Source organism: Nocardia sp. NPDC003963, assembly GCF_053605105.1.
This window is the reverse complement of record NZ_JBSGIP010000008.1, coordinates 100,851-124,081: the sequence shown is the minus strand read 5'-3', so window position 1 is coordinate 124,081 and position 23,231 is coordinate 100,851. Positions and strand designations below refer to the sequence as shown.

The following is a 23,231-nucleotide window of genomic DNA, read 5'->3' as shown; positions in this document are numbered from 1 at the left end:
GGTCATGGATCAATTCCTCGCCTTCGGGATCGTCGGGCTGAGCACCGCGGCCGTCTATGCCGTGATCGGCAGCGGCCTGGTGCTCACCCATACGACCACCGGGATCTTCAACTTCGCGCACGGCGCCGCCGGCATGATGGCCGCCTTCTCCTACTGGCAGCTCACCGCCGGATGGGGAGTGCCGGTACCGATCGCGCTGGCGGTCGTGCTCCTGGTGCTCGCACCGCTGTCCGGTCTGCTCGTGGAGCGGGCGCTACGGGCGGTGCAGGGACTCGGTGACGCCGAGAAACTGGTGATGACGGTCGCCTTGCTGAGTGGGCTCATCGCCCTGGCGCGCTGGATCTGGAATCCGATACAGGCCCGATCGTTGCCGACCTTCTTCCCCGACGCCGAGCCCCTCCGGCTCGGTTCGGCCACGGTCACCTGGCATCAGGCACTCACCATGCTGGTGGCCGTGGCGGTCGCGGTGGTGCTGCGGGTCCTGCTGTTCAACACCCGCACCGGCGCGGAGATGCGGGCCACCGTCGACGATCGGGCGCTGGCCGGCCTCACCGGCGCGGACCCGGTCCGGGCCAACCGGGTCGCCTGGATCCTGGGTATCGAATTGGCCGCGGTGGGAGGCATTCTCATCGCCCCGACGGTATCGCTGGATGCCGCGACGCTGTCGCTGCTGATCGTCAGCGCCTATACGGCGGCGATCTTCGGACGGCTGCGGAGCCTGCCGATGACCTTCCTCGGGGCGGTCGTGGTCGGTCTGATGGAGAGCTATCTGACCGGCTATCTACCGCAGAACGAGTACCTGCCCGGGCTGCGGCTGGCCGCGCCCGCGCTGCTGCTGCTGGCCGCGCTGCTGCTGTTCCCGCACGGCCGGTTACGTGGGCGCGATCGCAAACTCAGTCCGGTACCCACGCCCTCGCGCGGGGGCGCGGTGTTCTTCGCCGCGGTGATCGTGCTCCTCGGCCTGATGGTCGCGACCACCCTGGGCGAAAGCGATCTCATCGCCTACGGTCCGATGTTCGCCTTCGGTGTCATCGCGCTGTCATTCGTACCGCTGTCCGGTTACGCGGGGCAGATCTCGCTGGCGCAGCTGAGTATGGCCGGGATCGGCGCGATCGCCTACGCGCATCTGGCTCCGGACGGGCAATGGTGGGGTCTGGCCGGGGCCGTGGTCGTCGCGGCGATCGCGGGGGCACTGGTCGCGATCCCGGCGCTGCGGTTGTCGGGTGTGTACCTCGCGCTGGGTACCGCGGCTTTCGCGGTGATCCTGGACCGGTGGATCTTCACCCTGCCCGCCTTCGAGATAGCGGGTGCGCGGATCTCGTTCTTCGACCAGGGCTCGGTCGAAGTCGCCGGGGTGAGTCTCTTCGGGTGGAAACTCGAGGAGGCCGGACAGATCACCGTTTTCGCGGCGGTCTGCCTGGCGGTGGCCACGCTCGGTGTCGCGGCCCTGCGCCGCGGCCGGTTCGGGCGTCGCCTGATCGCCCTGCGCGACAGCGAGGCCGCCTACGCGACCCTCGGCGGGAATCTGCTGTTCGCGAAGGTCGCGGTCTTCGCGCTGAGTGCCGGGCTGGCCGGACTCGGTGGAGCCCTCTACGGAATGCAGATGGGTTCGGTGACTCCCGAACAGTTCAATTTCGTGGCCGGTATGCCGATCTTCCTGGTGGCGGTGTTCGCCGGACTCGGCGCGCTGGGCAACGGACTGTTCGTCGGCGTCGCGCTCTACGGACCGCTGCTGGCCGTGCCGGTGCTCTTCCCGTCGACCGAGAACATCATCCACGTGATCCCGGCGCTGGCCGGTATCGCCTTCGGTGGCGGTGTGGTCAGCCACGGTGCCGTGGCGCGGATGCGCGAGGGTTTCGAGGCGGCGATCCGCAATCGGGTGGCGCTGGCGGCGATGGTCGGTATCCCGGCCGTGCTGTGGGCGCTGCGGCTGGCCGGGGCCGTCGACGGCTGGATCCTGTTCTGGGGTTCGGTGATCGGTGTCTTCGCCGTCCGGATCTGGGCGAACAATCGCGCCCAGCGAGCCGTCGCGGGGGAACCGGATATCCCGGTCGAGTGGTGGGGTGTGAAACGGCCCTGGCGTTCTTCGGACAAGGAGGAGCTGGAACATGCCATCGCTGCTGCAGGTTAGCGATATCACGGTCACCTTCGGTGGCCGCCGGGCCCTCGACGGTGCCGGACTCACCGCCGAGGCCGGCCGGGTCACCGGGCTGATCGGGCCCAACGGGGCCGGTAAGAGCACGCTGTTCGATGTGATCTGCGGGCTGCGGCGGCCCGCCGCGGGCCGGATCCGGCTGGGCGAGCGCGATATCACCCGGCTGGCCCCGGCGCGCCGGGCCCGGTGCGGGATGGCCCGGACCTTCCAGCGGCTCGAACTGTTCGGCAGATTGTCGGTCCGCGACAACCTGCTGGTCGCGGCGGAACTCGGTCCGCATCGGCGGCACGCCAAACGGATCGCCGACGAGATCGTCGACCGGCTCGAGCTGGGCGACCGGGCCGGGGATCTCGCCGACGCATTGCCCACCGGTCTGGCCCGGCTGGTGGAGGTGGGCCGGGCGCTGGCCGTCCGGCCCACCCTGCTGCTGCTCGACGAACCCGCCGCGGGCCAGGACAGTACCGAAACCGATCGATTCGCCGAACTGCTGCGTTCGGTCGCCGCGGACGGTACCGCCGTGGTGCTGGTGGAACACGATATGGGCCTGGTGATGAGCGTCTGCGATCACCTGTACGTGCTCGACCTCGGAAAGGTGATCGCCGACGGTCCGCCCGAGGTGATCCGCGCCGACCAACAGGTGCTCGCCGCGTATCTGGGGGCCGCATGAGCACCCTGCTGGAACTCCGCGGAATCCGCGCCGCCTACGGGGCGATCACCGTCCTGCACGGTGTCGACCTGAGTGTGCGGGCGGGCGAAGTGGTGGCGTTGCTCGGACCCAACGGTGCCGGTAAGACCACCACACTGTCGGTCGCCGCCGGGGTCCATCCGGTGGCGGAAGGCGAACTGCGACTGGGCAACCGGACGGTCAACGGGGTCGATCCCCGCGACCTCGCCCGGGCGGGGGTCTGCCTGATCCCGGAGGGCCGCGGTATCTTCCCGAATCTCACTGTGCGCGACAACCTGCTGATGATGACCTTCACCGGCATGCCGCGGGACCGGATCGAGGAGATCGCGTTCGCCCGGTTCCCGATCCTGGCCCAGCGGGCCGGCCAGACCGCCGGCACGCTCTCCGGCGGCGAACAGCAGATGCTGGCGCTGGCGCGCGGGCTGGCCACCGATCCGGCCGTGCTCATGCTGGACGAACTGTCCATGGGACTGGCGCCGCTGGTGGTGGGCCGGCTCTACGAGCAGGTGGCCGAGATCGCCCGGCAGGGGGTCGCGGTGCTGATCGTCGAGCAGTTCGCGGCCGCGGTACTGGATATCGCCGATTCCGCCGCGGTGCTGGTGCGCGGCCGGATCGAACATCACGGCCCGCCCGATGCCGGGCTCCGCAACGAATTGGCCACTCTCTATCTAGGAAGTTCCTCATGACCGAATCAACCCGTGCGGACCGTTTCGTCTCCGAACTCGCGGAGCTGAAGATCCCCGATCCCGCCGCCGGGCGCGGCGCGCTGTGGCTGCGCGTGGGAGTCGTGCTCCTGGTGCTCGGTCCGGTGGTGACAGCGCTGGCCTATCTGATGTCGCACAACACCTCCGACGCACTGGTGCAGCGGGACGCGCTCACCATCGCGCTGGGCGGGGTCGCGCTGAGCATCGTGGGAGCGGCCCTGTTCCTGCGCTATTCGCTGACCGGTGTGTTGCGCTACTGGATGGCCCGGCAGTCCTACGACCTGGACCGGCTGGCCGACCGCCTGCCCGCCGCCGCGGCGCAGGAGTACGGGGAGGTGGGCGTGCCGCAGCGATGAAGCCACCCGGTGCCGCAGTCTCGGCCGCACGGTGTTCCACGGCGTCGGTCGAGCTGTATCGCCGCGGTGGGCAGCGGGCGAACCGGACGACGGCGGGCGGTGTGGGCGGAGAACGCTGTGTCGCAACTGTTCACGATGTCGCGGTGGTGCCGGGACGCCGATATGCCGGACCGTGCCGACCGGCGGCGGCCGGTGGTGCCGTGGCCGGGTGATCCGGCCCGGTCGCGGCGACGACGAGAGGGAGTTGATGTGTCCGACGGTATGAGTTTCGAGCTGACCGAGGATCAGCGGCTGATCCGGGATTCGGTGGCCGAACTGACCCGCAAATTCGACGATCAGTACTGGATGGAGAAGGACCGGGACCACGAATTCCCCACCGAGTTCTATCGCGCCGTCGCCGACGGTGGCTGGCTGGGCATCTGTATTCCCGAGGAGTACGGCGGCCACGGGATGGGGATCACCGAGGCGTCGATCCTGGCCGAACAGGTCTCGCGGTCGGGCGGTGGGATGAATGCCGCCACCTCGATCCATATGTCGATCTTCGGTATGCAGCCGGTGATCGTGCACGGTTCCGACGAGCTCAAACAGCGAACCCTGCCCCGGGTCGCCCGCGGTGATCTGCACGTATGTTTCGGTGTCACCGAGCCCGGCGCGGGCCTGGATACCAGCCGGATCACCACCTTCGCCCGCCGCGACGGCGACCACTACGTGGTCAACGGCCGCAAGGTGTGGATCTCCAAAGCGCTGGAGTCGGAGAAGATCCTGCTGCTGACCCGCACCAGCAAATACGACGAGGTCGACAAGAAGACCAGCGGTATGACGCTGTTCCTCACCGATCTGGATCGCGATCGTGTCGATATCCGGCCCATTCCGAAGATGGGCCGTAACGCCGTCTCCTCGAACGAACTGTTCATCGACGATCTGCGGATCCCGGTGGCGGACCGGGTCGGGGAGGAGGGCCGAGGTTTCGAATACCTGCTCGACGGGTTGAATCCCGAGCGGATGCTCATCGCGGCCGAAGCGCTCGGACTGGGCCGGGTCGCACTGGATCGGGCGGTCCGGTACGCGAACGAGCGTGAGGTGTTCGGGCGGCCGATCGGCAAGAACCAGGGAATCCAGTTCCCCCTGGCCGATTCCCTGGCCCGGCTGGACGCGGCCGAATTGGTGCTGCGCAAGGCGACCTGGTTGTACGACCAGGGCAGATCCTGTGGCCGGGAGGCGAACACCGCCAAATATCTCTGCGCGGAGGCCGGTTTCGAAGCGGCCGACCGGGCGATGCAGACGCACGGCGGTATGGGTTATTCGGAGGAGTACCACATCTCCCGGTATTTCCGGGAGTCGCGCGTGATGCGTATCGCGCCGATCAGTCAGGAAATGATCCTCAACTATCTGGGGTCGCACGTATTGGGAATGCCGAGGAGCTACTGATGGCAGCGAAGAACGGTTTGTTCGATCTGACCGGGCGCACCGCCCTGGTCACCGGCGCGGCCGGCGGTATCGGTTCGGCGGTCGCTCGCGCCCTGGCCGCGCAGGGGGCAGCGGTCCTGGTCACCGATCTCGACGGCGGTGCCGCTACGGCGGTCGCGGAGAAGATCAGCGCGGACGGGGGCACGGCGCAGGCGAGCGCGTTGAATGTGGCCGATCCGGATTCGGCGGTGACCGCGGCGCGGCAGGCCGCCGAATTGGGCGGCGGAACGATCAATATCGTGGTGAACAATGCCGGGATCACCGCTCCGGCGATGTTCTCGAAAACCACCCCGGAGTCCATGCGCGCGATCTTCGATGTGCACGTGCTGGGGACGTTCAACTGCAGCCAGGCCGCCCTGCCGTACCTGGCCACCGACGGTACCGGGCGCATCGTCAATGTGACCTCGTCCGCGGGTCTGACCGGTACGCTCGGGCAGGTCAACTATTCCGCCGCGAAGGCCGGAATCATCGGCATCACCAAATCGCTGGCCCGGGAACTGGCCCGGAAGAACATCCTGGTGAACGCGCTGGCCCCGCTGGCCGCGACCCCGATGACCGAAACCATCCGCACCGACGAGAAGTTCGCCGAGCAGATGCTCAACCGGATCCCGCTGCGCCGCTGGGCCGAACCCGACGAGGTCGCGGGGGCGTTCGTGTTCCTGGCCTCCGACGCCGCGTCGTTCGTGACCGGGCAGGTGCTGCCCGTCGACGGCGGCATGGTGATGTGATGACGGCGACCGGCCCGCTGGCCGGGGTGCTGGTGGTCGCGCTGGAGCAGGCGGTGTCGGCACCCATGTGCACCCGCACGCTCGCCGATTTCGGTGCCCGGGTGATCAAGGTGGAGAATCCGGCCGGTGGTGATTTCGCCCGGCACTACGACGATGTGGTGGCGGGGCAGGCCGCCCATTTCGTCTGGGTGAACCGGGGCAAGGAATCGTTGACCCTGGACCTGAAATCCGAACAGGGCCTGGCGGTTCTGCACGAGTTGCTGGCCCGCGCGGATGTACTGGTGTCGAATCTCGCGCCCGGTGCCACCACCCGGCTCGGCCTGACCCCCGGCGATCTGGCCGCACGGTATCCGCGGCTGATCGCGCTGGAGATCGACGGTTTCGGCGCGGGCGGGCCGCTCTCGCACAAACGCGCCTACGATCTGCTCGTCCAAGCGGAATCCGGGGTGTGTTCGGTGACCGGCCGGCCGGGTGAACCGGCCAAACCCGGTCCGGCGGTAGCGGATGTGACCACGGGACTGTACGCGGCACTGTCGATCCTGGCGCAGCTGTGCGGACGCTACCGGGAGACCGGCGCCGCGGGCGGGGCGATCAGTATCAGCCTCTTCGACACCATGGCCGAGATGATGGGCTACCACCTGAACTACACCCGGCATTCGGGGGTCGAGCAGCAGCCGCTCGGGATGAGTTCGCCGGCGGTGGCACCCTACGGTGCCTATGCCACCGGCGACGGGCAGACCGTGGTCCTCGGTACCACCAACGACCGGGAATGGCAGCGGCTGGCCCGGGAGATCCTGGGCCGCGCGGACCTGGCCGCCGACGAACGGTTCCGCACCAATTCCGACCGGGTGCGCAATCGATCGCTACTGGACGAGGCCATCGGTGGCTGGTGTGCCGGGCACACCCTCGCCGAGGTACAGAAGGCCGCCGACGAGGCCGGTATCGGCAACTCGCGGTACAACACCACCGCCGAGCTGATCGACCATCCACAGCTCGTGGCCCGCGACCGCTGGCGTGCTGTCGACAGCCCCGGCGGTCCGGTGCCCGCGCTGCTGCCGCCGGCGGTGGTCGACGGTTTCGAGCCGCCGATGGGCGCGGTTCCGGGGCTCGGTGAGCACACGGACGCGGTACTGCGGGAACTGGGCCGGTCGGCCGCGGAGATCGACGGGCTGCGGGCCGCTTCGGCGATCGGGCCGGAGTACCGGAACCCGGTGCCGGGGGAGGGGCAGTGAGTACCGGCGCGGTGAACAGCGAACCGGAGCTGCTGGTCGCCGATCACGCCGGGGTGCGGACGGTGACCCTGAACCGTCCGCACCGCAGGAACGCGATGACCTGGGCGATGTGGCGGGAACTGGCGGACGTCCTGCGGGATACCGGCGGCGATCGGTCCGTGCGCGCACTGGTGCTCACCGGCGCCGGCGGTGCCTTCTGCTCCGGCGCCGATATCTCGGTACCCGACGCCCGGCACCCCATGGACAAACTGCGCATCTTCACCGATCTCGCCCTGCAACTGCACGAACTACCGGTGCCCACCGTCGCGAAAGTGACCGGACCGGCCGTCGGCGCGGGCTGGAACCTCGCCCTGGGCTGCGATCTGGTGGTGGCCACCCCGGAGGCCACCTTCGCCCAGATCTTCGCGCGGCGCGGACTGTCGGTCGATCTCGGCGGTTCGTGGTTGCTCCCGAAACTGGTCGGATTGCAGCAGGCCAAACGGCTGGCACTGCTGGCCGAGACTATCGATGCCGAGCGTGCCGAGGCGCTCGGCCTGGTCACCTGGGTGATCGCCGACGCCGAGATAGACGAGTTCACCGTGGATCTCGCCGCGCGGCTCGCCGCGGGACCCCCGGTGGCGCTGGCGCAGACCAAGGCGCTGCTGAACGAGGGTGCAGACTCGACACTACGAGAGGCCCTGGCCGGTGAGGCCCGGGCACAGGGAGTCAATTTCGCCACCGCCGACGCACCGGAGGCGTACGCGGCCTTCGCCGGGAAGCGCACCCCGCGGTTCACCGGTGCCTGGTCGCTGCCCCCGGCCGGCGGCGAGAAGAGGAGCGGGTAGATGCGGGAAGTAGTGATCGCCGGCGCGGTGCGCACACCGGTCGGCAAACGGAAGGGCGGATTGTCGAGTGTGCACGCCGCGGATCTGTCCGCGGTGGTGCTGCGGGAACTGGCCGAACGTACCGGCGTCGATCCGGGACTGATCGACGATGTGGTGTGGGGTTGTGTGTCCCAGGTCGGCGACCAGTCGAGCAATATCGGCCGCTATGCCGTACTCGCCGCCGGATGGCCCGAATCGGTGCCCGGGACCACGGTGAACCGGGCCTGCGGTTCGAGCCAGCAGGCCCTGGATTTCGCGGCGCAGGCGGTGCTGTCGGGTCAGCAGGATCTGGTGGTGGCCGGTGGGGTCGAGGTGATGAGCCGGGTTCCGCTCGGCGCCGCCCGCGCGACCGGGCAGCCCTACGGTCCGGCGGTACTGGCGCGATACGACGATTTCTCGTTCAACCAGGGGATCTCGGCCGAACTCATCGCGCGCAAATGGGGTTTCACCCGCACCGCGCTCGACGAGTACTCCGCCCGATCCCACGACCTGGCGGCCGCCGCCCAGGACCGGGGAGCGTTCGACGAACAGATCGTCGCCGTCGACGCGCCCGCCGGGGAGACCACCGAGGGCGGGAAGGTCACCGCCGACGAAGGGATCCGGCGCGGCACCACCGCCGAGAAACTGGCGAATCTGAAACCGGCGTTCCAGGACGACGGTGTCATCCATGCCGGCAACTCCTCCCAGATATCCGACGGCGCCGCGGCATTGCTGGTCACCACGGCCGAGAAGGCCGCCGAACTCGGCCTGACCCCGCTCGTCCGCTACCGTGCCGGTGCGGTGGCCGGTGCCGACCCGGTACTCATGCTCACCGGCCCCATCCCGGCCACCGAGAAGGTGCTGCGCAAAGCCGGGCTCACGGTGGCCGATATCGGGGTGTTCGAGGTCAACGAGGCGTTCGCGCCGGTCCCGCTGGCCTGGCTCGCCGAAACCGGCGCCGACCCGGCCGCGCTCAACCCGCTCGGCGGCGCCATCGCGCTCGGACATCCGCTGGGTGGTTCGGGTGCGGTGCTCATGACCAGGATGATCCATCACATGCGGGACAACGGGATTCGCTTCGGTCTGCAAACCATGTGCGAGGGCGGCGGCACCGCGAATGCCACCGTCGTCGAACTCGTCTCCTAGGAAGAATATGCGTCGCGATCTGTTCACCCCCGACCACGAAGCGTTCCGCGAGCTGGCGCGCGAGTTCATCGACAAGGAGGTCGTGCCCCAGTACCCGGAGTGGGAGAAGCGGGGGCAGATGCCGCGCGAGGTGTTCCGGCGGCTCGGTGAACTGGGTCTGCTCGGTACCGCGATCCCGGAGGAGTACGGCGGGATGGGGGTGCGGGATTACCGGTACAACGTGGTGTTGCAGGAGGAGGCGCAGCGGGCGCTGGTCACGCTCAGTACCGTCCGCACCCAGCTGGACGTGATCCTGCCGTACTTCCTCGAATACGCCGATGCCCGCCAGCGGGAGCGCTGGTTCCCCGGGCTGGCCGACGGCACGCTGCTCACCGCCGTCGCCATGACCGAGCCGGGTACCGGATCCGATCTCGCCGGGATCCGCACCACCGCGGTACGTGACGGCGCGGAGTACGTACTCAACGGCGCGAAGACCTTCATCACCGGAGGTCTGCTCGCCGATCTGGTGATCGTGGTGGCCCGGACGGCCACCGATCCGGACAATCGGCGGGCCGGGCTGACCCTGCTGGTGGTGGAGGGCGGGATGCCGGGCTTCGAGCGCGGCCGCGTGCTGGACAAGATGGGCTGCAAGGTGCAGGACACGGTGGAGCTGTCGTTCACCGATGTACGGGTACCGGTGGCCAACCGTCTCGGCGAGGAGGGTGCCGCCTTCGGCTATCTCGGCCACAACCTGCCCCAGGAGCGGATGACCGTGGCGGTGGGTTCGGTCGCGCAGGCCCGCGCGGCCCTGCACGCCACGATCGACTACGTGAAGGAGCGCAAAGCCTTCGGTACCCCGGTGGCGTCGTTCCAGAACACCAAGTTCGAGCTCGCCGCGATCTCCGCCGAGGTCGAGGCCGGGCAGACCATGGTGGACCGGGCGGTCCGGGATCTGGTGGACGGGGAACTCTCCGGCGCCGACGCCGCCCGGGTGAAGCTGTTCGCCACCGAGACCCAGGCCCGGGTCGTGGATCGGTGCCTGCAGTTGTTCGGCGGCTACGGCTACATGATGGAGTATCCGATCGCCCGGCTCTATACCGATGCCAGGGTGGCGCGTATCTACGCGGGGACCAGTGAGGTCATGAAAGTTATCATTGCCAAAGACCTCGGTTTGTGATGTATAGCACAGCTGATAATTTGATGAGACGTGCGTCACATAAGGCTGTTCGACCCTACTGTTTCAGCAGTTGGTTTATCGAACGGAGTACCCGGTGATCGGTTCACGGGATGAACGCAGTGCGGCTGATTGCCCGCTGGACGTCGAAGCCGTGGTCGGCCCCGGTCTACGCCCGGTCGACATCATGCGCGCGCACGCCAGGCGCCATCCGCTGCGGCACCGGCTGGCGATCGTCGCGCCGAACACCGTCGACGCCGTCCGGTATGCGGGCGGATACATCTTCGATCGCATGATGGGCGGCTGGGAGGTGGTCGCCGTACTCACCGAACACGACGACGTCCGCCCGCTCGAGATCCTGGGCGCGACAGTCCTCGACCTCACCACCGCCATGGCCTCCCCGGTACACGACACCTGGCCCGAGAGTGTGCTGCTGGCACCGGATGTGTTCGTATCCAACGAATGGGTGCGCAGGGGCGCCATCGACTGCCTCGACAAGGGCCTGGCCGAACTCGCGGTCTGGGGCGACGATCTGCCCCCGGATCTCGCCTGCCGGGTCTTCTCGGCACATCATCTGCTCAGTTCGGCGGCCCAGGCGTTCAAACGATGCGCCCTCGCGGCAGCCGGGGTGCCCGAACAGAAGCGCGAGGATATCGAGGTCTTCCACAGCGGCGAGGTATTACTGGCCGACCTGCGCGGGCGGCAGGCCCTGGTCCGCGCGGTCTGAGCCGGCTCCGCTACCCGTCACCGGGTCGGGAACCGGCGGCCAGGAAGCGGTCCGCGAACTGCGCGAGTTCATCGCGCTGTGCCGCCGGATCGGTGGCGGTCGCGCTGACCACCACGCGGGTCACACCCTGTGCCGCGAAAGCCGCCAGCCGTTCGTCGGTCATATCCAGTCCACTCCAGCGGGTGTACTCGAGCAAGCCGGGATCGCGGCCGGCTTCGGTCGCGGTCGACCGGGCGAGTTCCCACTGCGCCGCACGCGCGTCCGGGAGCAGCGCACCGCCCGCGAAATATCCGTCACCCCGCAATCCCGCCCGACGCGCGGCGGCGATGCTCGAACCCCCGATATGGATGGGCAGGGTGGTGGCTCCGTAGGGCTTCGGATACTGGACCAGATCGTCGAAGTCGAAGAATTCGCCGTGGTAGCTCACGCCGTCTTCGCCACCCGCCCAGAGCAGACGCAGCACATCGATGGCTTCGTCGGCCCGCCGCCCGCGGGTGCGGAAATCGACCCCGGTCGCGGCGGCCTCGGCCGGTAGCGTCCCCAGACCCACCGACAACAGCCGCATCCGGCCCTTGGACAGAACGTCGATCGTCGCCAGCTGTTTGGCGAGGACGACCGGGTGCCGGTAGGGCAGCAGGAGCACGCCGGTGCCGAGCAACAGCCGATCGGTGACCGCGGCGACGAAGGCGAGAGTGTCCAGCGGATCGGCGAAGGGCAGGCCGGGCGGTACCTCGAAATCGTGCAGCCGGGCTCCCGGATACAGGACCAGATGTTCGGGCAGGTACAGCCCTTCGAATCCGCACGCCTCGGCGTGCCGGGCGTAATCGGCGAGGCGATCGGGTTCGGTCCCGAAATGAGCCGTGCTGTAGCTGACTGCGAACTTCATCGTGTTCCTTCCGGTGCGCCGTCCGTAGCGCGGCCCGCGTGTATCTGCCGGGGCGGGTCCGCCGTGACAGCTCGTCGGCGGCCGGCCGCTGTGGAGAAGGAACCTGCTCGGCCGCTGCCGAATTCCCGGACATCGCGGAGGAATCACCCTGCTGCGGAGCAGCGCACGACCGGCGCACACCGGCGGCCGGTACTCCGGTCTACGGCCGACCCGGTCAGCGCAGAACTTTCGCGGAATATGTTGCAGCGCCGAGCGAGCTGGCGGTGCCGCGCCCGCCCGTCGGGCTGTCTCGACACAGACCTGTCCGGTCATGCCGGAGAGGTCACCGTGGCCGGCGTGCCGAGTCTGTCAGCGGCCGAGGTCGATCAATACCTTGCCGACCGCGCGCCCGGCCGCGACGGTGCCCACGGCCGCGGCGGCGTCCTCCAGGGCGTGGACGGCCCCGATATGCGGTGTCACCCGGCCCTCGATCAGCAGGCCGGAGAGCTCCCGCTCGTTGCGCTCGAATTCGACCGGGTCGATATCGCGGAACTGGAACCCGAGGATCTGTACTCCCTTGACCAGGACCAGGTTGAGCGGAATGCGGGGTACGGTTCCGGAGGCGTAGCCGATGGTCACGAACCGGCCACCACGGCCCAGGGCGCGCAGCGCCGGCTCGGACAGGTCACCGCCCACCGGATCCAGGACGGCCGCGGCACCGTCGCGGAGCGCGGTGCGCAGTTCCGCGCGCAGATCCGTATCGCGGTAGTCGATCGACCGGTTCGCACCGTAGGACGCCGCCGCGGTCAGCTTCTCCGGCGAGGAGGCGACCGCGATCACCTCCGCGCCGAGAGCCACGCCCAGCTGCACCGCGGCGAGCCCGACTCCGCCACCGGCGCCCAGCACGATCACGGTATCGCCGGGGCCGACCCGGGCCACCGATCGCAGCGAGTGGTACGCGGTCCGGTAGGCGACACCGAAGGCGGCCGCGGTGCGGTCGTCGACGCCGTCGGGGATCGGTGCCAGATTCGTGACCGCGACGACGACCTCGTCGGCGAACGCCCCGTACAGGCCGGTCCCCGAAACACGTTCCCCGATGGCGAATCCCGCGGTCCCGGGCCCGAGCTCGGTGATGTGACCGGCGAATTCGCTGCCCGGAACGAAAGGGGGTGCGACGGTGATCTGGTATCGCCCGGCGATCAACAGGACATCGGGGAAGTTCACCGCGGCCACCCGCACCCGGACTCTGACCTGGCCGATCCCGAGCGGAGCTACCGGTCGCCGCTCGATCCGGAGCACCTCCGGCGTTCCGTATTCCGGGCAGACCACCGCCCGTACGGTGGTCATTTCCCTTGCCACACCGGATCGCGCTTCTCCATGAAGGCCATCGCGCCCTCTTTCGCGTCCGCGCTGGCGAATACCACGCTCTGCCAGTGCCGCAACCGCTCGGCGGCCTTTTCCTGGTCGGTCACCGACAGGCGTACCAGTTCTTTACAGGCCGCGACCCCGAGCGGTCCGTTCGCGGCGATCCGCTCCGCGAAGGCGAGCGCGGTCCCGAGTACCTGGTCCGCCGGTACCACCGCGTTGATCAGGCCGATCTCGTAACCGCGTGCGGCGGGGAAGAATTCACCGGTCAGGGTCAGTTGCAGGGCGATACCGAGGGGGATGCGTTCGGCGATATAGGTACCACCGCCGCCCGGGAACAGTCCGCGCTGCACTTCCGGCAGTCCGAATTTCGCGGTATCGGCGGCGACGATCAGATCGCAGCCCAGCAGCAGTTCCAGACCGCCTCCTACCGCCGTGCCGTTGGCGGCGCCGACGACCGGGACTCCGACGGCTCCGCGGGTGAGCCGCTGGAAGGCCCGGTTCTCGGGCGTATCGCTGAATCCGACATCCTCGCCGCCGGAGAACGCGCGCAGATCCATCCCGGAGCAGAACGCGCGATCGCCCGCGGCGGTGATCACCAGGGCCCGGGTGCCGGAATCCTGTTCGGCTTCCAGGACGGTGGCGCCGATACCGGCGATCAGGTTGCCGTTCAGGGCGTTCCGCGCCTGCGGGCGGTTCAGCGTGAGTACGGTGACCGGACCGCGGCGGTCGACCAGGAATTCTGCGTCACTCATATGCGGTACTCCGTTGTCTCGGTGAGTTCGGCGGCCGATCGCATGAGTTCGGGCACGATCGGGCCGAAGGATTGCAGTTTGACGTCCGCGCCCGCGCGCTGGAAGCCCTGCTCCAGCACGATCGCGAGTTTCCATTTGGCGAGGACCAGGTAGTAGTCGAGATCGTCGACCTGCCGTCCGGAGACCTCCGCGTAATGCGCGACCACTTGGTCGCGGGAGGGCATACCGCGCATATCCACGTAGCCCGATTCGGCGGCCTCGGGGGCGGAGGTGTCGGCCGGCCAGCTCTGCACCATCCACGCGAGATCGAGCTTCGGATCACCGACCGTGCCCATTTCCCAGTCGACGATGGCGGCCAGCCGGGCCGGATCGCCTTCGTGGAACATGACATTGGCGAACTGGTAGTCACCGTGCATGAGCCCGGGGATGTAGTCCAGCGGGCGGTGTTCGCGCAGCCAGCGGGTCGCGGTGTTCATCCCGTCGAGTTCGCGGCCCTTGATCCGTTCGAAGAAACCGGTCCACCGGTCGACCTGGCGTTCGTGGAAACCGTCCGGGCGGCCCAGATCGTGCAGGCCCCGAGCCCGCCAGTCCACCTTGGACAGCAGCGCTATCCCCTCGGCGAGCTGATAGGCCAGTCCGGCGCGGGCGGTGAGGTCGGTATCGAACGGTGCCGGCCAGACCCGGCGGTGATCCATCGGGGACCAGCCGTCCACGAACCCCATCAGATAGAACGTCCGGCCGAGTACGGAGGTATCGGTGCAGACGGCCACCGCGTCGGTATGCGGGACATCGGTGCCGTCGAGCGCCTCGATGATCCGCCACTCCCGCAGGATGCCGTTGTCCCGGTCGGCCGGGGCACCGGCCGGGGGGATCCGCAGTACACAGCGGTGTTCGCCGCGGGTGATCTCGTAGATCTCGTTCTGGGTGCCGCCCGACAGGAACCGGGTCCCGAGCGGTTCGCCCTTACCGGGCAGCCCGGTCTCGTCCATCCACCGGGCCAGCGGCGCGAAGTCGATCATTGGTTGCCCACCTCGTTCTCCAGGAATCCGGCGTATTTGGCGCGCGCCGCTTCCAGCTTGCGCGGTATCCACTCCGTGGGCCACAGGTCGTCGCTGGGACGGTGGTCGCGCAGTACCTGTTTGGCGACGGTCATCTTGTGCACCTCGGTGGGGCCGTCGGCCAGGCCCATCACTCCGGCGCCGTGGATCATGGTGAAGAACGGCATCTCGTTGGTGGTGCCGAGCGCACCGTGCACCTGCATGGCCCGCCAGGCGATATCGTGCAGCACGGTCGGCATCACGACCTTCACGGTGGCGATATCCTTGCGGACCTTCTTGTAGTCGTTGTATTTGTCTATCTCCCAGGCTGTGTACAGCACCAGCAGCCGGAACTGTTTCAGCTGGGCGTAGGAGTCGGCGATATAGCCCTGGACGAACTGTTTATCGGCGAGCCGGCTGCCGGCGGTCTCCCGGCTCAGGGCACGTTCGCACATCATGTCGAGCGCCTTCTGCGCTAGCCCGATGGTGCGCATGGCGTGATGGATCCGTCCGCCCCCGAGCCGGGTCTGCGCGATCACGAACGCCTGGCCCGCTTCGCCGAGCAGGGCCTCGGCCGGTACCCGGACGTCGTCGTAGTGGATGAGTGCGTGGGAGCCTTCGTTCAGCGGTTCCCCGGCCAGGCCGATATTGCGTTCGATATGGATCCCGGGGGTGTCGGCGGGGACCAGGAACATCGACATCCCCTGGTAGGGGCTCACATCCGGATCCGTCACCGCCATCACGATGAGGAACGCGGCGGTGCGGGCATTGGAGGAGAAGAACTTCCGGCCGCTGATCACCCAGTCGTCGCCGTCGCGGACGGCCCGGGTACGGAACAGGGTGGGATCGGCACCGGCCTGCGGTTCGGTCATCGAATAGCAGGAGAAGAGTTCGCCGTCCAGCAGTGGGCGCAGGTACTTCTCCTTCTGGGCCGCGGTGCCGTAGTGCGCGATGATCTCGGCGTTACCGGTATCGGGAGCCTGGCAGCCGAAGACGATGGGCGCCCATGAACTGCGGCCCAGAATCTCGTTGAGCAGCGCCAGTTTCAGTTGTCCGTAGCCCTGTCCGCCGAGGTCCGGGCCCAGATGGGTCGCCCAGAGGCCCTGTTCGCGGACCCGCTGTTTGAGCGGGTCGACGGCTGCTCGCCGGGCACCCTCCAACGGTACGAACTGTTCGTGCGGCCAGATGAGGTCGAGTGGTTCGACCTCCTCGCGGACGAACGCGTCGGCCCAGTCCAGCTTCGCCCGGAAATCGGGTTCGGTCTCGAAATCCCATGCCATTTGCGCCTCCTCTCCTGCGGTGAGAATATACTTCTTGTGAACAAGAATGCAATTCTTTCGGAATCGGAGCTGGTCGGCCGGATCGCCCGGGAGGCGGTGGCCGAACGGGAGGCCGAATACGCCGGTGAGATCCGCCGGTTGCTGGATGCCGCGCTCGAACAGGTGCGGCGGTGCGGTGCGAATACGCGCCCCCGGGTGGCCGATATCGTCGCCGCCGCCGGGTTGTCCAACGATGCGTTCTATCGGCATTTCCGGTCCAAGGACGCGCTGATGGCGGCGGTGCTCGCCGACGGGGCCGAGCGTCTGGCGCGGTATGTCGCGCACCGGATGTCGAAGGAGACGGAACCGCGCGCGCGGATCCGCTGCTGGGTGGCCGCGATACTGGCCCAGGCCGAACCGGCGCTCGCCGCCGATACCCGGGCCGTGCTGTGCCATACCGGTGCGCTGGGGGTGGACCTGGTGAGCGGGCGGGCGGGGTCGGCCCCGCAGCGGTTGGCGGCGCTGCTGTACGCGCCGTTCGCCGAACTCGGTGTGCCGGATCCGGAGTTCGCCGCCGGGCTGGTGGCCTACGCGACGGTGGGGAAACTGTCGGAATACCTCTGGTCGGATACCGAGCCCGCGGCCGCGGAGGTGGTGCGGCTGGCCGACTTCTGTCTTTCCGCGGCGGCCTCGGCGCGGTCGGAGTCGTCCGGTTGAGCTGTGCTGGGCCCGGCGTGTGGAACGGCCGCGGGCCAAACCAGTAAACATTGCAATCCTTATGAGGATTGACGTAGGGTACGCCCATGGACTTCACGATGGGTGCGACCGCCGCGAAGCTCCGCGGCGAGCTACGCCGCTTGATCGCCGACGAGGTCCCCGCCGACTACCTCGGTGCCTTCACCGACGATCCCGCGGATCTGGCCGTCGCGCAGCGATTCTGCGCGACCCTCGCCGAACGCGGACTGCTCTGCCTGGCCTGGCCCGAGGAATTCGGCGGCCGCGGCGCCTCGATCTGGGAACAGACCGTGGTCCGCGAGGAGATGTGGGCGCAACACGAACCGCGCGGCGCCCAGTACATGGGGGTCAACTGGGTAGGGCCGACCATCATGCGGCACGGCACTCCGGAACAACAGCGCAAACACCTGCCCCCGATCGCGCGCGGTGAGGTCGTCTGGTGTCAGGGATTCAGCGAACCCGAGGCCGGTTCCGACCTCGCCTCGCTGCGCACCACGGCCCGGCGCGACGGCGACGGCTGGTCCATATCGGGGCAGAAGATCTGGACCTCCTACGCGTCCATGGCGCAGTGGTGCTTCCTGCTCGCGCGCACATCGAACGCCGGGCGCAAACAGCAGGGGCTCACCGTTTTCCTACTGCCCATGTCGGATCCGGGTATCACGGTTCGGCCGATCGCTTCCATGCTGGGGCCGCACCACCTCAACGAAGTCTTCTTCGACGGAGTCCGCGCGACCGAGGCCGATGTACTGGGCGAGGTGGACCACGGCTGGTCGGTGGTGCAGGAGGTACTGGCCTTCGAACGCGTCGGGATCGCCCGCTACGCCCGCTGCGACCGGTTGCTGCACGCGGCGCCCGAGGTCCTCGGCGAGATCTGGGACGAGATCCCGGCAACCCTGCGGGGACGCTGGGCGCGCATGCTCACCCGGTGCCGCCGTGCCCGGTTGCTCGCGTACCAGGTGCTGTCGCTACAGAGTGCGGGCACCGTCGCACCCGGTGACGCCGCCGCCTACCGCATCGCGGTGACCCGGCTGGACCAGGAGAGTGCCGAGGTACTGGTGGAACTCGCGGCGGCGGTACCCGGCGATTCGGATACGCGGCGCCGGTTCCGGCGGGCCGTGCACGATCATTGGCGATATGCGAACGCCGCGACCGTCGCCTCCGGGAGTATCGAGGTGCAGCGCATTCTGCTCGCGCGCGAACTGCTGGCCGCCCCGGGGGCGGGACGGGAAACCCAGGGGTCCGGACGAGCCGAACCGCGGCGGAGGAGGACTGGATGAGTACGGCCGAGGACCGTTCCGGCGGCACCCACGAGGTACGGATCGAACTGGCCGCCGAGGCGGTGGAGTTCGGCCGCGAAGTGGTACGCGCGATCGGTGCGGCGGGCGGGGACGAACTGGTCCAGCGAGCCGAACAGGACCCGGCGGGCAGGCAGCGGATGGTCGAACCGGTGCTCGCCGGACTCGGGGCGTGGGAACTGTCCCCCCGGACCGACCCGGTGGAACTGGAGGCAGCGGCCGCGCTGTGCCGCGGCGCCGGATACTGGGCAGTGCCCTACCCGGTGGCGGAACGGCTGGCCCGTCCGGCGGATCCGGGCTACGACGGCCTGCTCGTGGTGGCCGGGGCGCAACCCGCGGGGCCGGTGGCCGGACTCGAACTGCGCTGGGCGACCGTCGCGCCGGACGGCGCCCGCGGTATCGCGCGGGCGCTACCCGCCGAACTCCCGAGCCGGGAATCGGCGTTCGTCGCGCCGCTCGGGATCGAGCCGGCCGACGGTGACGGCAGCGCGGATCTCGCACTGGCCCTGACACTTCCGTGCTGGACTCTGCTCGGGATGCTGGACCGGGCGCTGGAACTCGCCCGCGCCCATATCGCGCTCCGCGAACAATTCGGGCGGCCGCTGGCCCAGTTCCAAGGGGTGCAGTTCCAGCTCACCGATGCCGAGGTGGAGCGCCGGGGAGTCGATCTGCTGGCCCGGTACGCGGTGTGGAGTATCCAGAGCGGACGTCCGGAAGCGGTGGCCGACGCGCTCGCGCTGCGGCTGGCGGCGCTGGAGGCCGCCGATATCGTGTTCCGGATCGCGCACCAGTTGCACGGTGCGGTCGGGTTCTGCGATGAGACCGTCCTGTCCTGGCTGTCCCGGTACAGTCTGCCGCTGCGCCGGTTACCGTTCGGCGCGGTGACCACCGAGGAACTACTGACCGCGCGGATCGGACGGCACGGGCTCGCGGGACTGTTCTCCGATCCGGCAGGAGTGTGAGGCACTGTGCGATACGACCTGCCCGAGGTCCTGACCGTCACCGGTGCGGGCCCGGTGCGCACCGTCACCATCGATCGCCCGGCGGAACTGAACGCGGTGAACGCCGACCTGCACCGCGCCCTGGCACAGGTCTGGCGGCAGCTGGCCGCCGATACCGAGGCGCGGGTGGTGATCCTCACCGGGGCCGGGCGGGCCTTCAGCGCCGGCGGCGATCTGGACTGGATCACCTCTTTCCTCGACGATCCGGTGGCCCGCGACGAGAGCATCCGGGAGGGTGCGGAGATCATCGAGGAGTTGCTGCGTTTTCCGTTGCCGGTGATCGCCGCGGTCAACGGTCCGGCCGTGGGATTGGGCGCGAGTATCGCGATTCTGTGCGATATCGTGCTGATCTCCGAACGCGCCCATCTGGCCGATCCGCATATCGCGGTCGGGCTGGTGGCCGGTGACGGCGGCGCGGCTTTCTGGCCGCTGCTCACCCCGATCCTGCGCTCCCGGGAGTACCTCTACACCGGCGACCGGATAGACGCGGCGACCGCTGTGGAGCTCGGGCTGGCCAGCCGGACGGTGGCCCCCGGCGAGCTAACGGCCGCGGCCCGGGCCCTGGCCGACCGGCTGGCCGCGCTCCCGCCGCAGGCAGTGCGCAGCACCAAACGGGTGGTGAACATGTATCTTTCGCAGGCGCTGGCGGGTCCGTTGCAGGCCGGTTTCGCCGCGGAGGTGGTGACCATGCAGTCCGCCGAGCACCGGGAACGGCTACTGGCCCTGCGGGAACGGAAGCGGTGACGGTGCGGAGGTGCCGATGAACGACAGCGATCTCGCGGCCTTCCGGGATACGGTGCGGCAGTGGTGCCGCGCGAATATCCCGGCGGATTGGCGGACCACGCAGACCGGTGCCACCGACGCGGACTTCGTCGCGTTCCAACGCGATTGGTTCCAGCGGTTGCGCGCGGCCGGCTACGCGGTACCGCACTGGCCCCGAGAGTACGGCGGCGGTATGCCCGTTCCGGAGCAGATCATCCTCTACCAGGAACTCGCCGCGCACGACGCGCCACGGCTGGTCCTGGCGTTCGTCGCGATCCACCATGCCGCGGCCACCCTGCTCGCCGCCGGCACCGGCGAACAGCGGCAGCGGCACCTGTCCGCGATCCTCGACGGGGAACTGTGGGTGCAGGGTTTCTCGGAACCGGACGCCGGTTCGGATCTGGCCGCGCTGCGCACCGCGGCGCGCCGCGACGGCGACGACTATGTGGTGACGGGGCAGAAGGTGTGGGCCAGCGGTGCCCAGTACGCCGACCGGTGCCTGCTGCTGGCGCGTACCGATCCCGACGCCCCCAAACGTCGAGGTATCTCCTACTTCCTGATGGATATGCGCAGCCCGGGGGTCACGGTGCGGCCCATCCGCCAAGCCACCGGCGAAGCGCATTTCTGTGAGATCTTCCTCGACGAGGTGCGGATACCGGCAGCGAATCTGATCGGTGCGGAGAATCGGGGCTGGCAGCTGGCGCAGCAGACATTGGGCGCCGAACGTGGTCTGACCATGCTGGAACTCGCGGAGCGGCTCGGTAATGCCGGATTCCGGTGGCTGGTGCAGGAATGCCGGAAGCCGGACGCCTTCGGGCGGCGCCCGGTCGACGACGGAGCCGTCGCGGATCGGCTGGCCCGGCTCGAGATCGAACTGACCGGACTGCGCGGGCTGTGTCGGGACCTCGTCGAACGCCATGACACGGGCACCGTCGGCCCGGCCGATGCCTCGGTGGTCAAGCTCTACTACAGCGAGCTCCTCCAGCGGATGACCGATTTCGGTGCCGAGGTCAGCGGCCTGCCCGGGCAGACGGTGCTGCGTAAACCGATGTCGGGTGGCTGGGAATCCGGGGCGTGGGTACTGGATTTCGTCGGTTCGTGGGAGTGGACCGTGCCGGGTGGCAGCAGCGAGATCCAGCGCACCATCATCGGCGAGCGTGGTCTGGGGCTGCCCCGGGAACCGGCGGGTGCGTGATGGGCGGCGAATTCACCGAATTCCACGACGAACTGCGCACTGTGGCCCGGGATCTGCTCGGTACGGCCGACCGGATCGAGTGGCCGGTACTGGCCCGGGCCGGCTGGACAGGTCTCGAGGTGGCGGACGGATACGGCGGGGCCGGGGCCGGTTTCGCCGAGGTCGGCGTGCTGCTGGAGGAAGTGGGCCGGGCGGTCGCGCGCACCGCGTATCCGAGTGTGGCCGCGGCGGGTATCGGCGCGCTGACGCTGCTCGAGCCGAATACCCACCGGGACGCGGTGCTGCGCGAAACCGTCACGGGCACCGCGATACCGATCGCGGTGCTGGGAGGAAATATGGTGCCGGCGGCCGGCGGCGAAACGGCTTGTGCCGGCACCGGGGGCATAGTACCCACATTCCGGCTGACCCAAACCATCGAGGGATACGAATTATCCGGATCCGCCGATTTCGTCCCCGATATCTCGGCGGCCACCACACTGTTGATTCCGGCCCGGGCTCCGGACGCGACGGTCCGGATCGCCGTCGTCGCATCCGGTGCGCCCGGGCTCGGGATCGATGACCGGCCCGTCGTGGACGAGACCAGATCGCTGGGGCGGGTTTCGGCACGCGGGGTCGCCTTGGCTCCGGAGGCGGTCCACCCGTTCCCGGCCGGTGCTGGTTGCGGCCTGCGACTTCTCCACGATCGCGCCGCGCTCGCGGTGGCCTGCGACAGTGTGGGAATCGGTGCGGCCGTACTGGACGCGACGGTCGAATATGTCAGCGTCCGTGAACAGTTCGGCCGGCCGGTGGGGTCGTTCCAGGCGGTGAAACACGCCTGCGCGGATATGCTCGTGGACCTCACGATCGCGCGCCGGCTGGTATCGGACGCCCTGTCGGCCCCGGTGGACGGCTCCCCGGATTCCGGCCGGGCCGTTTCCGCGGCCAAGGCGTATGCCGGTGAAGCCGGTGTACGGATCGCCGGAAAGGCCGTTCAACTGCACGGTGGGATCGGCTACACCTGGGAGAGCGGCATCCACCGCTACCTCAAACGGGCCACCCTGAATCGGGGGCTGTTCGGTACTCCGGCCGACCATCGCCGCGAATTCGCCGACCGCTACCGCGTGGAGTGACCTCCTGGGATACCGGGATCCAGGAGTCCGTCGACGACGCGGTGCACCTTCACCACGCTGTCCGGTTCGCCGAAACGTAGCGCGATATTGGCCGCGTTCAGGACGGCGTCGAGCTGGAAGACCGCCAGATCCGTCGCGGCCGAACGGGGTCCCCGGCCGGTGGCGAGCGCGAACTCCCGTGCGAGCAGTTCCAGCCAACCGTGACGCTGCCGCCGCAGCGCGTCGCGGACCGCTCCGGGACGGCTGTCGTAGACGGGAAGGTTCGCTCCCCAGAAACATCCGCCGGGAAACAACGGCCGGGCTGCGTAGTCGATCCACCGATCGATCAGCGCGCGCAGCCGGGCCGTACCCTCCGGCGCGGCGCCGGACGGGGTGACGACCGCGTCGGCGAATGCCTCGCCCGCCGTCGTCACAGTGGCCAACTGGAGTGCCTCCTTGGTGCGGAAGAGAGTCTGGATTCCTGCCTTGCTGATCTCGAGGTCGTCGGCGAGGCGTCCGAAGCTCAGCCCCTCCAGGCTGTCCAGTGAGGCGATATCGACGGCATGGCGGGTGATCAGTCGCCGTGATCGCACTCCCCGTTCCCGGCGACGGTCCCCGCCCTGCTCGCAGTCCGGCCGCGGGATATCCCGTCCAGAGGTCATCGCCGGGGTCCCGGTAG

General features: G+C 68.9%; 23 protein-coding genes. 17 read left to right on the top strand and 6 right to left on the bottom strand.

The annotated features are described in order from the left end of the window. Positions 1-4 precede the first annotated feature (4 nt). From ACWEWT_RS17265 to ACWEWT_RS17215, 11 genes are all read left to right on the top strand, one after another. Positions 5-2,131, top strand: a complete 2,127-nt coding sequence (locus ACWEWT_RS17265; RefSeq protein WP_452560018.1) for a branched-chain amino acid ABC transporter permease — start codon at positions 5-7, stop codon at positions 2,129-2,131. Beyond that, positions 2,109-2,822: an ABC transporter ATP-binding protein gene (locus ACWEWT_RS17260; RefSeq protein ID WP_452560016.1), complete on the top strand. Its 714-nt coding sequence runs from the start codon at positions 2,109-2,111 to the stop codon at positions 2,820-2,822. Before ACWEWT_RS17265 ends, ACWEWT_RS17260 begins: the two co-directional genes overlap by 23 nt. Continuing rightward, complete coding sequence (locus tag ACWEWT_RS17255) at positions 2,819-3,526, top strand: ABC transporter ATP-binding protein (protein ID WP_452560014.1); 708 nt, start codon at positions 2,819-2,821, stop codon at positions 3,524-3,526. The genes ACWEWT_RS17260 and ACWEWT_RS17255 overlap by 4 nt, the downstream gene beginning before the upstream one ends. Continuing rightward, positions 3,523-3,900 carry a hypothetical protein gene (locus tag ACWEWT_RS17250; protein ID WP_452560012.1) on the top strand — a complete coding sequence of 126 codons (378 nt, stop codon included), beginning with the start codon at positions 3,523-3,525 and terminating at the stop codon, positions 3,898-3,900. Before ACWEWT_RS17255 ends, ACWEWT_RS17250 begins: the two co-directional genes overlap by 4 nt. A gap of 261 nt (positions 3,901-4,161) precedes the next feature. Beyond that, a complete protein-coding gene (locus ACWEWT_RS17245) occupies positions 4,162-5,328 on the top strand; it encodes an acyl-CoA dehydrogenase family protein (RefSeq protein WP_452560159.1) in 1,167 nt (388 codons plus the stop codon). Then, complete coding sequence (locus ACWEWT_RS17240; protein ID WP_452560010.1) at positions 5,328-6,095, top strand: SDR family NAD(P)-dependent oxidoreductase; 768 nt, start codon at positions 5,328-5,330, stop codon at positions 6,093-6,095. Before ACWEWT_RS17245 ends, ACWEWT_RS17240 begins: the two co-directional genes overlap by 1 nt. Further along, complete coding sequence (locus ACWEWT_RS17235) at positions 6,095-7,327, top strand: CaiB/BaiF CoA transferase family protein (RefSeq protein ID WP_452560008.1); 1,233 nt, start codon at positions 6,095-6,097, stop codon at positions 7,325-7,327. Before ACWEWT_RS17240 ends, ACWEWT_RS17235 begins: the two co-directional genes overlap by 1 nt. Beyond that, a complete protein-coding gene (locus tag ACWEWT_RS17230) occupies positions 7,324-8,151 on the top strand; it encodes an enoyl-CoA hydratase/isomerase family protein (RefSeq protein WP_452560006.1) in 828 nt (275 codons plus the stop codon). Before ACWEWT_RS17235 ends, ACWEWT_RS17230 begins: the two co-directional genes overlap by 4 nt. Continuing rightward, positions 8,152-9,315 (top strand): thiolase family protein, encoded by a 1,164-nt coding sequence (locus ACWEWT_RS17225; protein ID WP_452560004.1) that lies wholly within the window; start codon positions 8,152-8,154, stop codon positions 9,313-9,315. A gap of 7 nt (positions 9,316-9,322) precedes the next feature. Further along, entirely contained in the window at positions 9,323-10,471 is a 1,149-nt protein-coding gene (locus ACWEWT_RS17220; protein WP_452560002.1) for an acyl-CoA dehydrogenase family protein, read from the top strand. 94 nt (positions 10,472-10,565) lie between these two features. Continuing rightward, on the top strand, positions 10,566-11,195 hold the full coding sequence (locus ACWEWT_RS17215) for a hypothetical protein (RefSeq protein ID WP_452560000.1): 630 nt from the start codon (positions 10,566-10,568) through the stop codon (positions 11,193-11,195). A 10-nt stretch (positions 11,196-11,205) separates the two neighbouring features. Here the strand turns inward: ACWEWT_RS17215 and ACWEWT_RS17210 are convergent, their stop codons facing one another. The 5 genes from ACWEWT_RS17210 to ACWEWT_RS17190 all read right to left on the bottom strand — a co-directional run bounded on the left by ACWEWT_RS17210 (position 11,206) and on the right by ACWEWT_RS17190 (position 16,497). Then, positions 11,206-12,081 (bottom strand): TIGR03619 family F420-dependent LLM class oxidoreductase, encoded by an 876-nt coding sequence (locus ACWEWT_RS17210; protein WP_452559998.1) that lies wholly within the window; start codon positions 12,079-12,081, stop codon positions 11,206-11,208. 348 nt (positions 12,082-12,429) lie between these two features. Next, complete coding sequence (locus ACWEWT_RS17205) at positions 12,430-13,407, bottom strand: NADPH:quinone oxidoreductase family protein (protein WP_452559996.1); 978 nt, start codon at positions 13,405-13,407, stop codon at positions 12,430-12,432. Beyond that, on the bottom strand, positions 13,404-14,180 hold the full coding sequence (locus ACWEWT_RS17200) for an enoyl-CoA hydratase-related protein (protein WP_452559994.1): 777 nt from the start codon (positions 14,178-14,180) through the stop codon (positions 13,404-13,406). The genes ACWEWT_RS17205 and ACWEWT_RS17200 overlap by 4 nt, the downstream gene beginning before the upstream one ends. Further along, the gene (locus ACWEWT_RS17195) at positions 14,177-15,199 is read right to left on the bottom strand and encodes a phosphotransferase family protein (protein ID WP_452559992.1); all 1,023 of its coding nucleotides are present in this window, start codon (positions 15,197-15,199) and stop codon (positions 14,177-14,179) included. Before ACWEWT_RS17195 ends, ACWEWT_RS17200 begins: the two co-directional genes overlap by 4 nt. Beyond that, entirely contained in the window at positions 15,196-16,497 is a 1,302-nt protein-coding gene (locus ACWEWT_RS17190; protein ID WP_452559990.1) for an acyl-CoA dehydrogenase family protein, read from the bottom strand. Before ACWEWT_RS17190 ends, ACWEWT_RS17195 begins: the two co-directional genes overlap by 4 nt. 36 nt (positions 16,498-16,533) lie before the next feature. On the opposite strand from ACWEWT_RS17190, the gene ACWEWT_RS17185 reads away from it, so the two are divergent. From ACWEWT_RS17185 to ACWEWT_RS17160, 6 genes are all read left to right on the top strand, one after another. Beyond that, positions 16,534-17,193 carry a TetR/AcrR family transcriptional regulator gene (locus ACWEWT_RS17185; protein ID WP_452559988.1) on the top strand — a complete coding sequence of 220 codons (660 nt, stop codon included), beginning with the start codon at positions 16,534-16,536 and terminating at the stop codon, positions 17,191-17,193. Between the two features lie 86 nt (positions 17,194-17,279). Continuing rightward, on the top strand, positions 17,280-18,488 hold the full coding sequence (locus ACWEWT_RS17180; RefSeq protein WP_452559987.1) for an acyl-CoA dehydrogenase family protein: 1,209 nt from the start codon (positions 17,280-17,282) through the stop codon (positions 18,486-18,488). Continuing rightward, complete coding sequence (locus ACWEWT_RS17175) at positions 18,485-19,468, top strand: acyl-CoA dehydrogenase family protein (protein ID WP_452559986.1); 984 nt, start codon at positions 18,485-18,487, stop codon at positions 19,466-19,468. Before ACWEWT_RS17180 ends, ACWEWT_RS17175 begins: the two co-directional genes overlap by 4 nt. A 6-nt stretch (positions 19,469-19,474) precedes the next feature. Further along, positions 19,475-20,251: an enoyl-CoA hydratase/isomerase family protein gene (locus ACWEWT_RS17170; RefSeq protein ID WP_452559985.1), complete on the top strand. Its 777-nt coding sequence runs from the start codon at positions 19,475-19,477 to the stop codon at positions 20,249-20,251. A gap of 16 nt (positions 20,252-20,267) precedes the next feature. After that, positions 20,268-21,464, top strand: a complete 1,197-nt coding sequence (locus tag ACWEWT_RS17165) for an acyl-CoA dehydrogenase family protein (protein WP_452559983.1) — start codon at positions 20,268-20,270, stop codon at positions 21,462-21,464. Continuing rightward, the gene (locus ACWEWT_RS17160) at positions 21,464-22,573 is read left to right on the top strand and encodes an acyl-CoA dehydrogenase family protein (protein ID WP_452559982.1); all 1,110 of its coding nucleotides are present in this window, start codon (positions 21,464-21,466) and stop codon (positions 22,571-22,573) included. Before ACWEWT_RS17165 ends, ACWEWT_RS17160 begins: the two co-directional genes overlap by 1 nt. On the opposite strand, the gene ACWEWT_RS17155 is transcribed toward ACWEWT_RS17160, so the two are convergent. After that, positions 22,558-23,214 (bottom strand): TetR/AcrR family transcriptional regulator, encoded by a 657-nt coding sequence (locus tag ACWEWT_RS17155; RefSeq protein WP_452559980.1) that lies wholly within the window; start codon positions 23,212-23,214, stop codon positions 22,558-22,560. The genes ACWEWT_RS17160 and ACWEWT_RS17155 overlap by 16 nt on opposite strands. Positions 23,215-23,231 lie beyond the last annotated feature (17 nt).

Bases quoted from the DNA above. Each gene is read 5' to 3' on its own strand.
- ACWEWT_RS17200 (WP_452559994.1), bottom strand. From the start codon at position 14,180: ATGAGTGACGCAGAATTCCTGGTCGACCGCCGCGGTCCGGTCACCGTA.
- ACWEWT_RS17165 (WP_452559983.1), top strand. From the start codon at position 20,268: ATGAACGACAGCGATCTCGCGGCCTTCCGGGATACGGTGCGGCAGTGG.
- ACWEWT_RS17255 (WP_452560014.1), top strand. From the start codon at position 2,819: ATGAGCACCCTGCTGGAACTCCGCGGAATCCGCGCCGCCTACGGGGCG.
- ACWEWT_RS17265 (WP_452560018.1), top strand. From the start codon at position 5: ATGGATCAATTCCTCGCCTTCGGGATCGTCGGGCTGAGCACCGCGGCC.
- ACWEWT_RS17250 (WP_452560012.1), top strand. From the start codon at position 3,523: ATGACCGAATCAACCCGTGCGGACCGTTTCGTCTCCGAACTCGCGGAG.
- ACWEWT_RS17235 (WP_452560008.1), top strand. From the start codon at position 6,095: ATGACGGCGACCGGCCCGCTGGCCGGGGTGCTGGTGGTCGCGCTGGAG.
- ACWEWT_RS17220 (WP_452560002.1), top strand. From the start codon at position 9,323: ATGCGTCGCGATCTGTTCACCCCCGACCACGAAGCGTTCCGCGAGCTG.
- ACWEWT_RS17245 (WP_452560159.1), top strand. From the start codon at position 4,162: ATGAGTTTCGAGCTGACCGAGGATCAGCGGCTGATCCGGGATTCGGTG.
- ACWEWT_RS17160 (WP_452559982.1), top strand. From the start codon at position 21,464: ATGGGCGGCGAATTCACCGAATTCCACGACGAACTGCGCACTGTGGCC.
- ACWEWT_RS17210 (WP_452559998.1), bottom strand. From the start codon at position 12,081: ATGAAGTTCGCAGTCAGCTACAGCACGGCTCATTTCGGGACCGAACCC.
- ACWEWT_RS17175 (WP_452559986.1), top strand. From the start codon at position 18,485: ATGAGTACGGCCGAGGACCGTTCCGGCGGCACCCACGAGGTACGGATC.
- ACWEWT_RS17225 (WP_452560004.1), top strand. From the start codon at position 8,152: ATGCGGGAAGTAGTGATCGCCGGCGCGGTGCGCACACCGGTCGGCAAA.
- ACWEWT_RS17190 (WP_452559990.1), bottom strand. From the start codon at position 16,497: ATGGCATGGGATTTCGAGACCGAACCCGATTTCCGGGCGAAGCTGGAC.
- ACWEWT_RS17195 (WP_452559992.1), bottom strand. From the start codon at position 15,199: ATGATCGACTTCGCGCCGCTGGCCCGGTGGATGGACGAGACCGGGCTG.
- ACWEWT_RS17155 (WP_452559980.1), bottom strand. From the start codon at position 23,214: ATGACCTCTGGACGGGATATCCCGCGGCCGGACTGCGAGCAGGGCGGG.
- ACWEWT_RS17180 (WP_452559987.1), top strand. From the start codon at position 17,280: ATGGACTTCACGATGGGTGCGACCGCCGCGAAGCTCCGCGGCGAGCTA.
- ACWEWT_RS17240 (WP_452560010.1), top strand. From the start codon at position 5,328: ATGGCAGCGAAGAACGGTTTGTTCGATCTGACCGGGCGCACCGCCCTG.
- ACWEWT_RS17260 (WP_452560016.1), top strand. From the start codon at position 2,109: ATGCCATCGCTGCTGCAGGTTAGCGATATCACGGTCACCTTCGGTGGC.
- ACWEWT_RS17205 (WP_452559996.1), bottom strand. From the start codon at position 13,407: ATGACCACCGTACGGGCGGTGGTCTGCCCGGAATACGGAACGCCGGAG.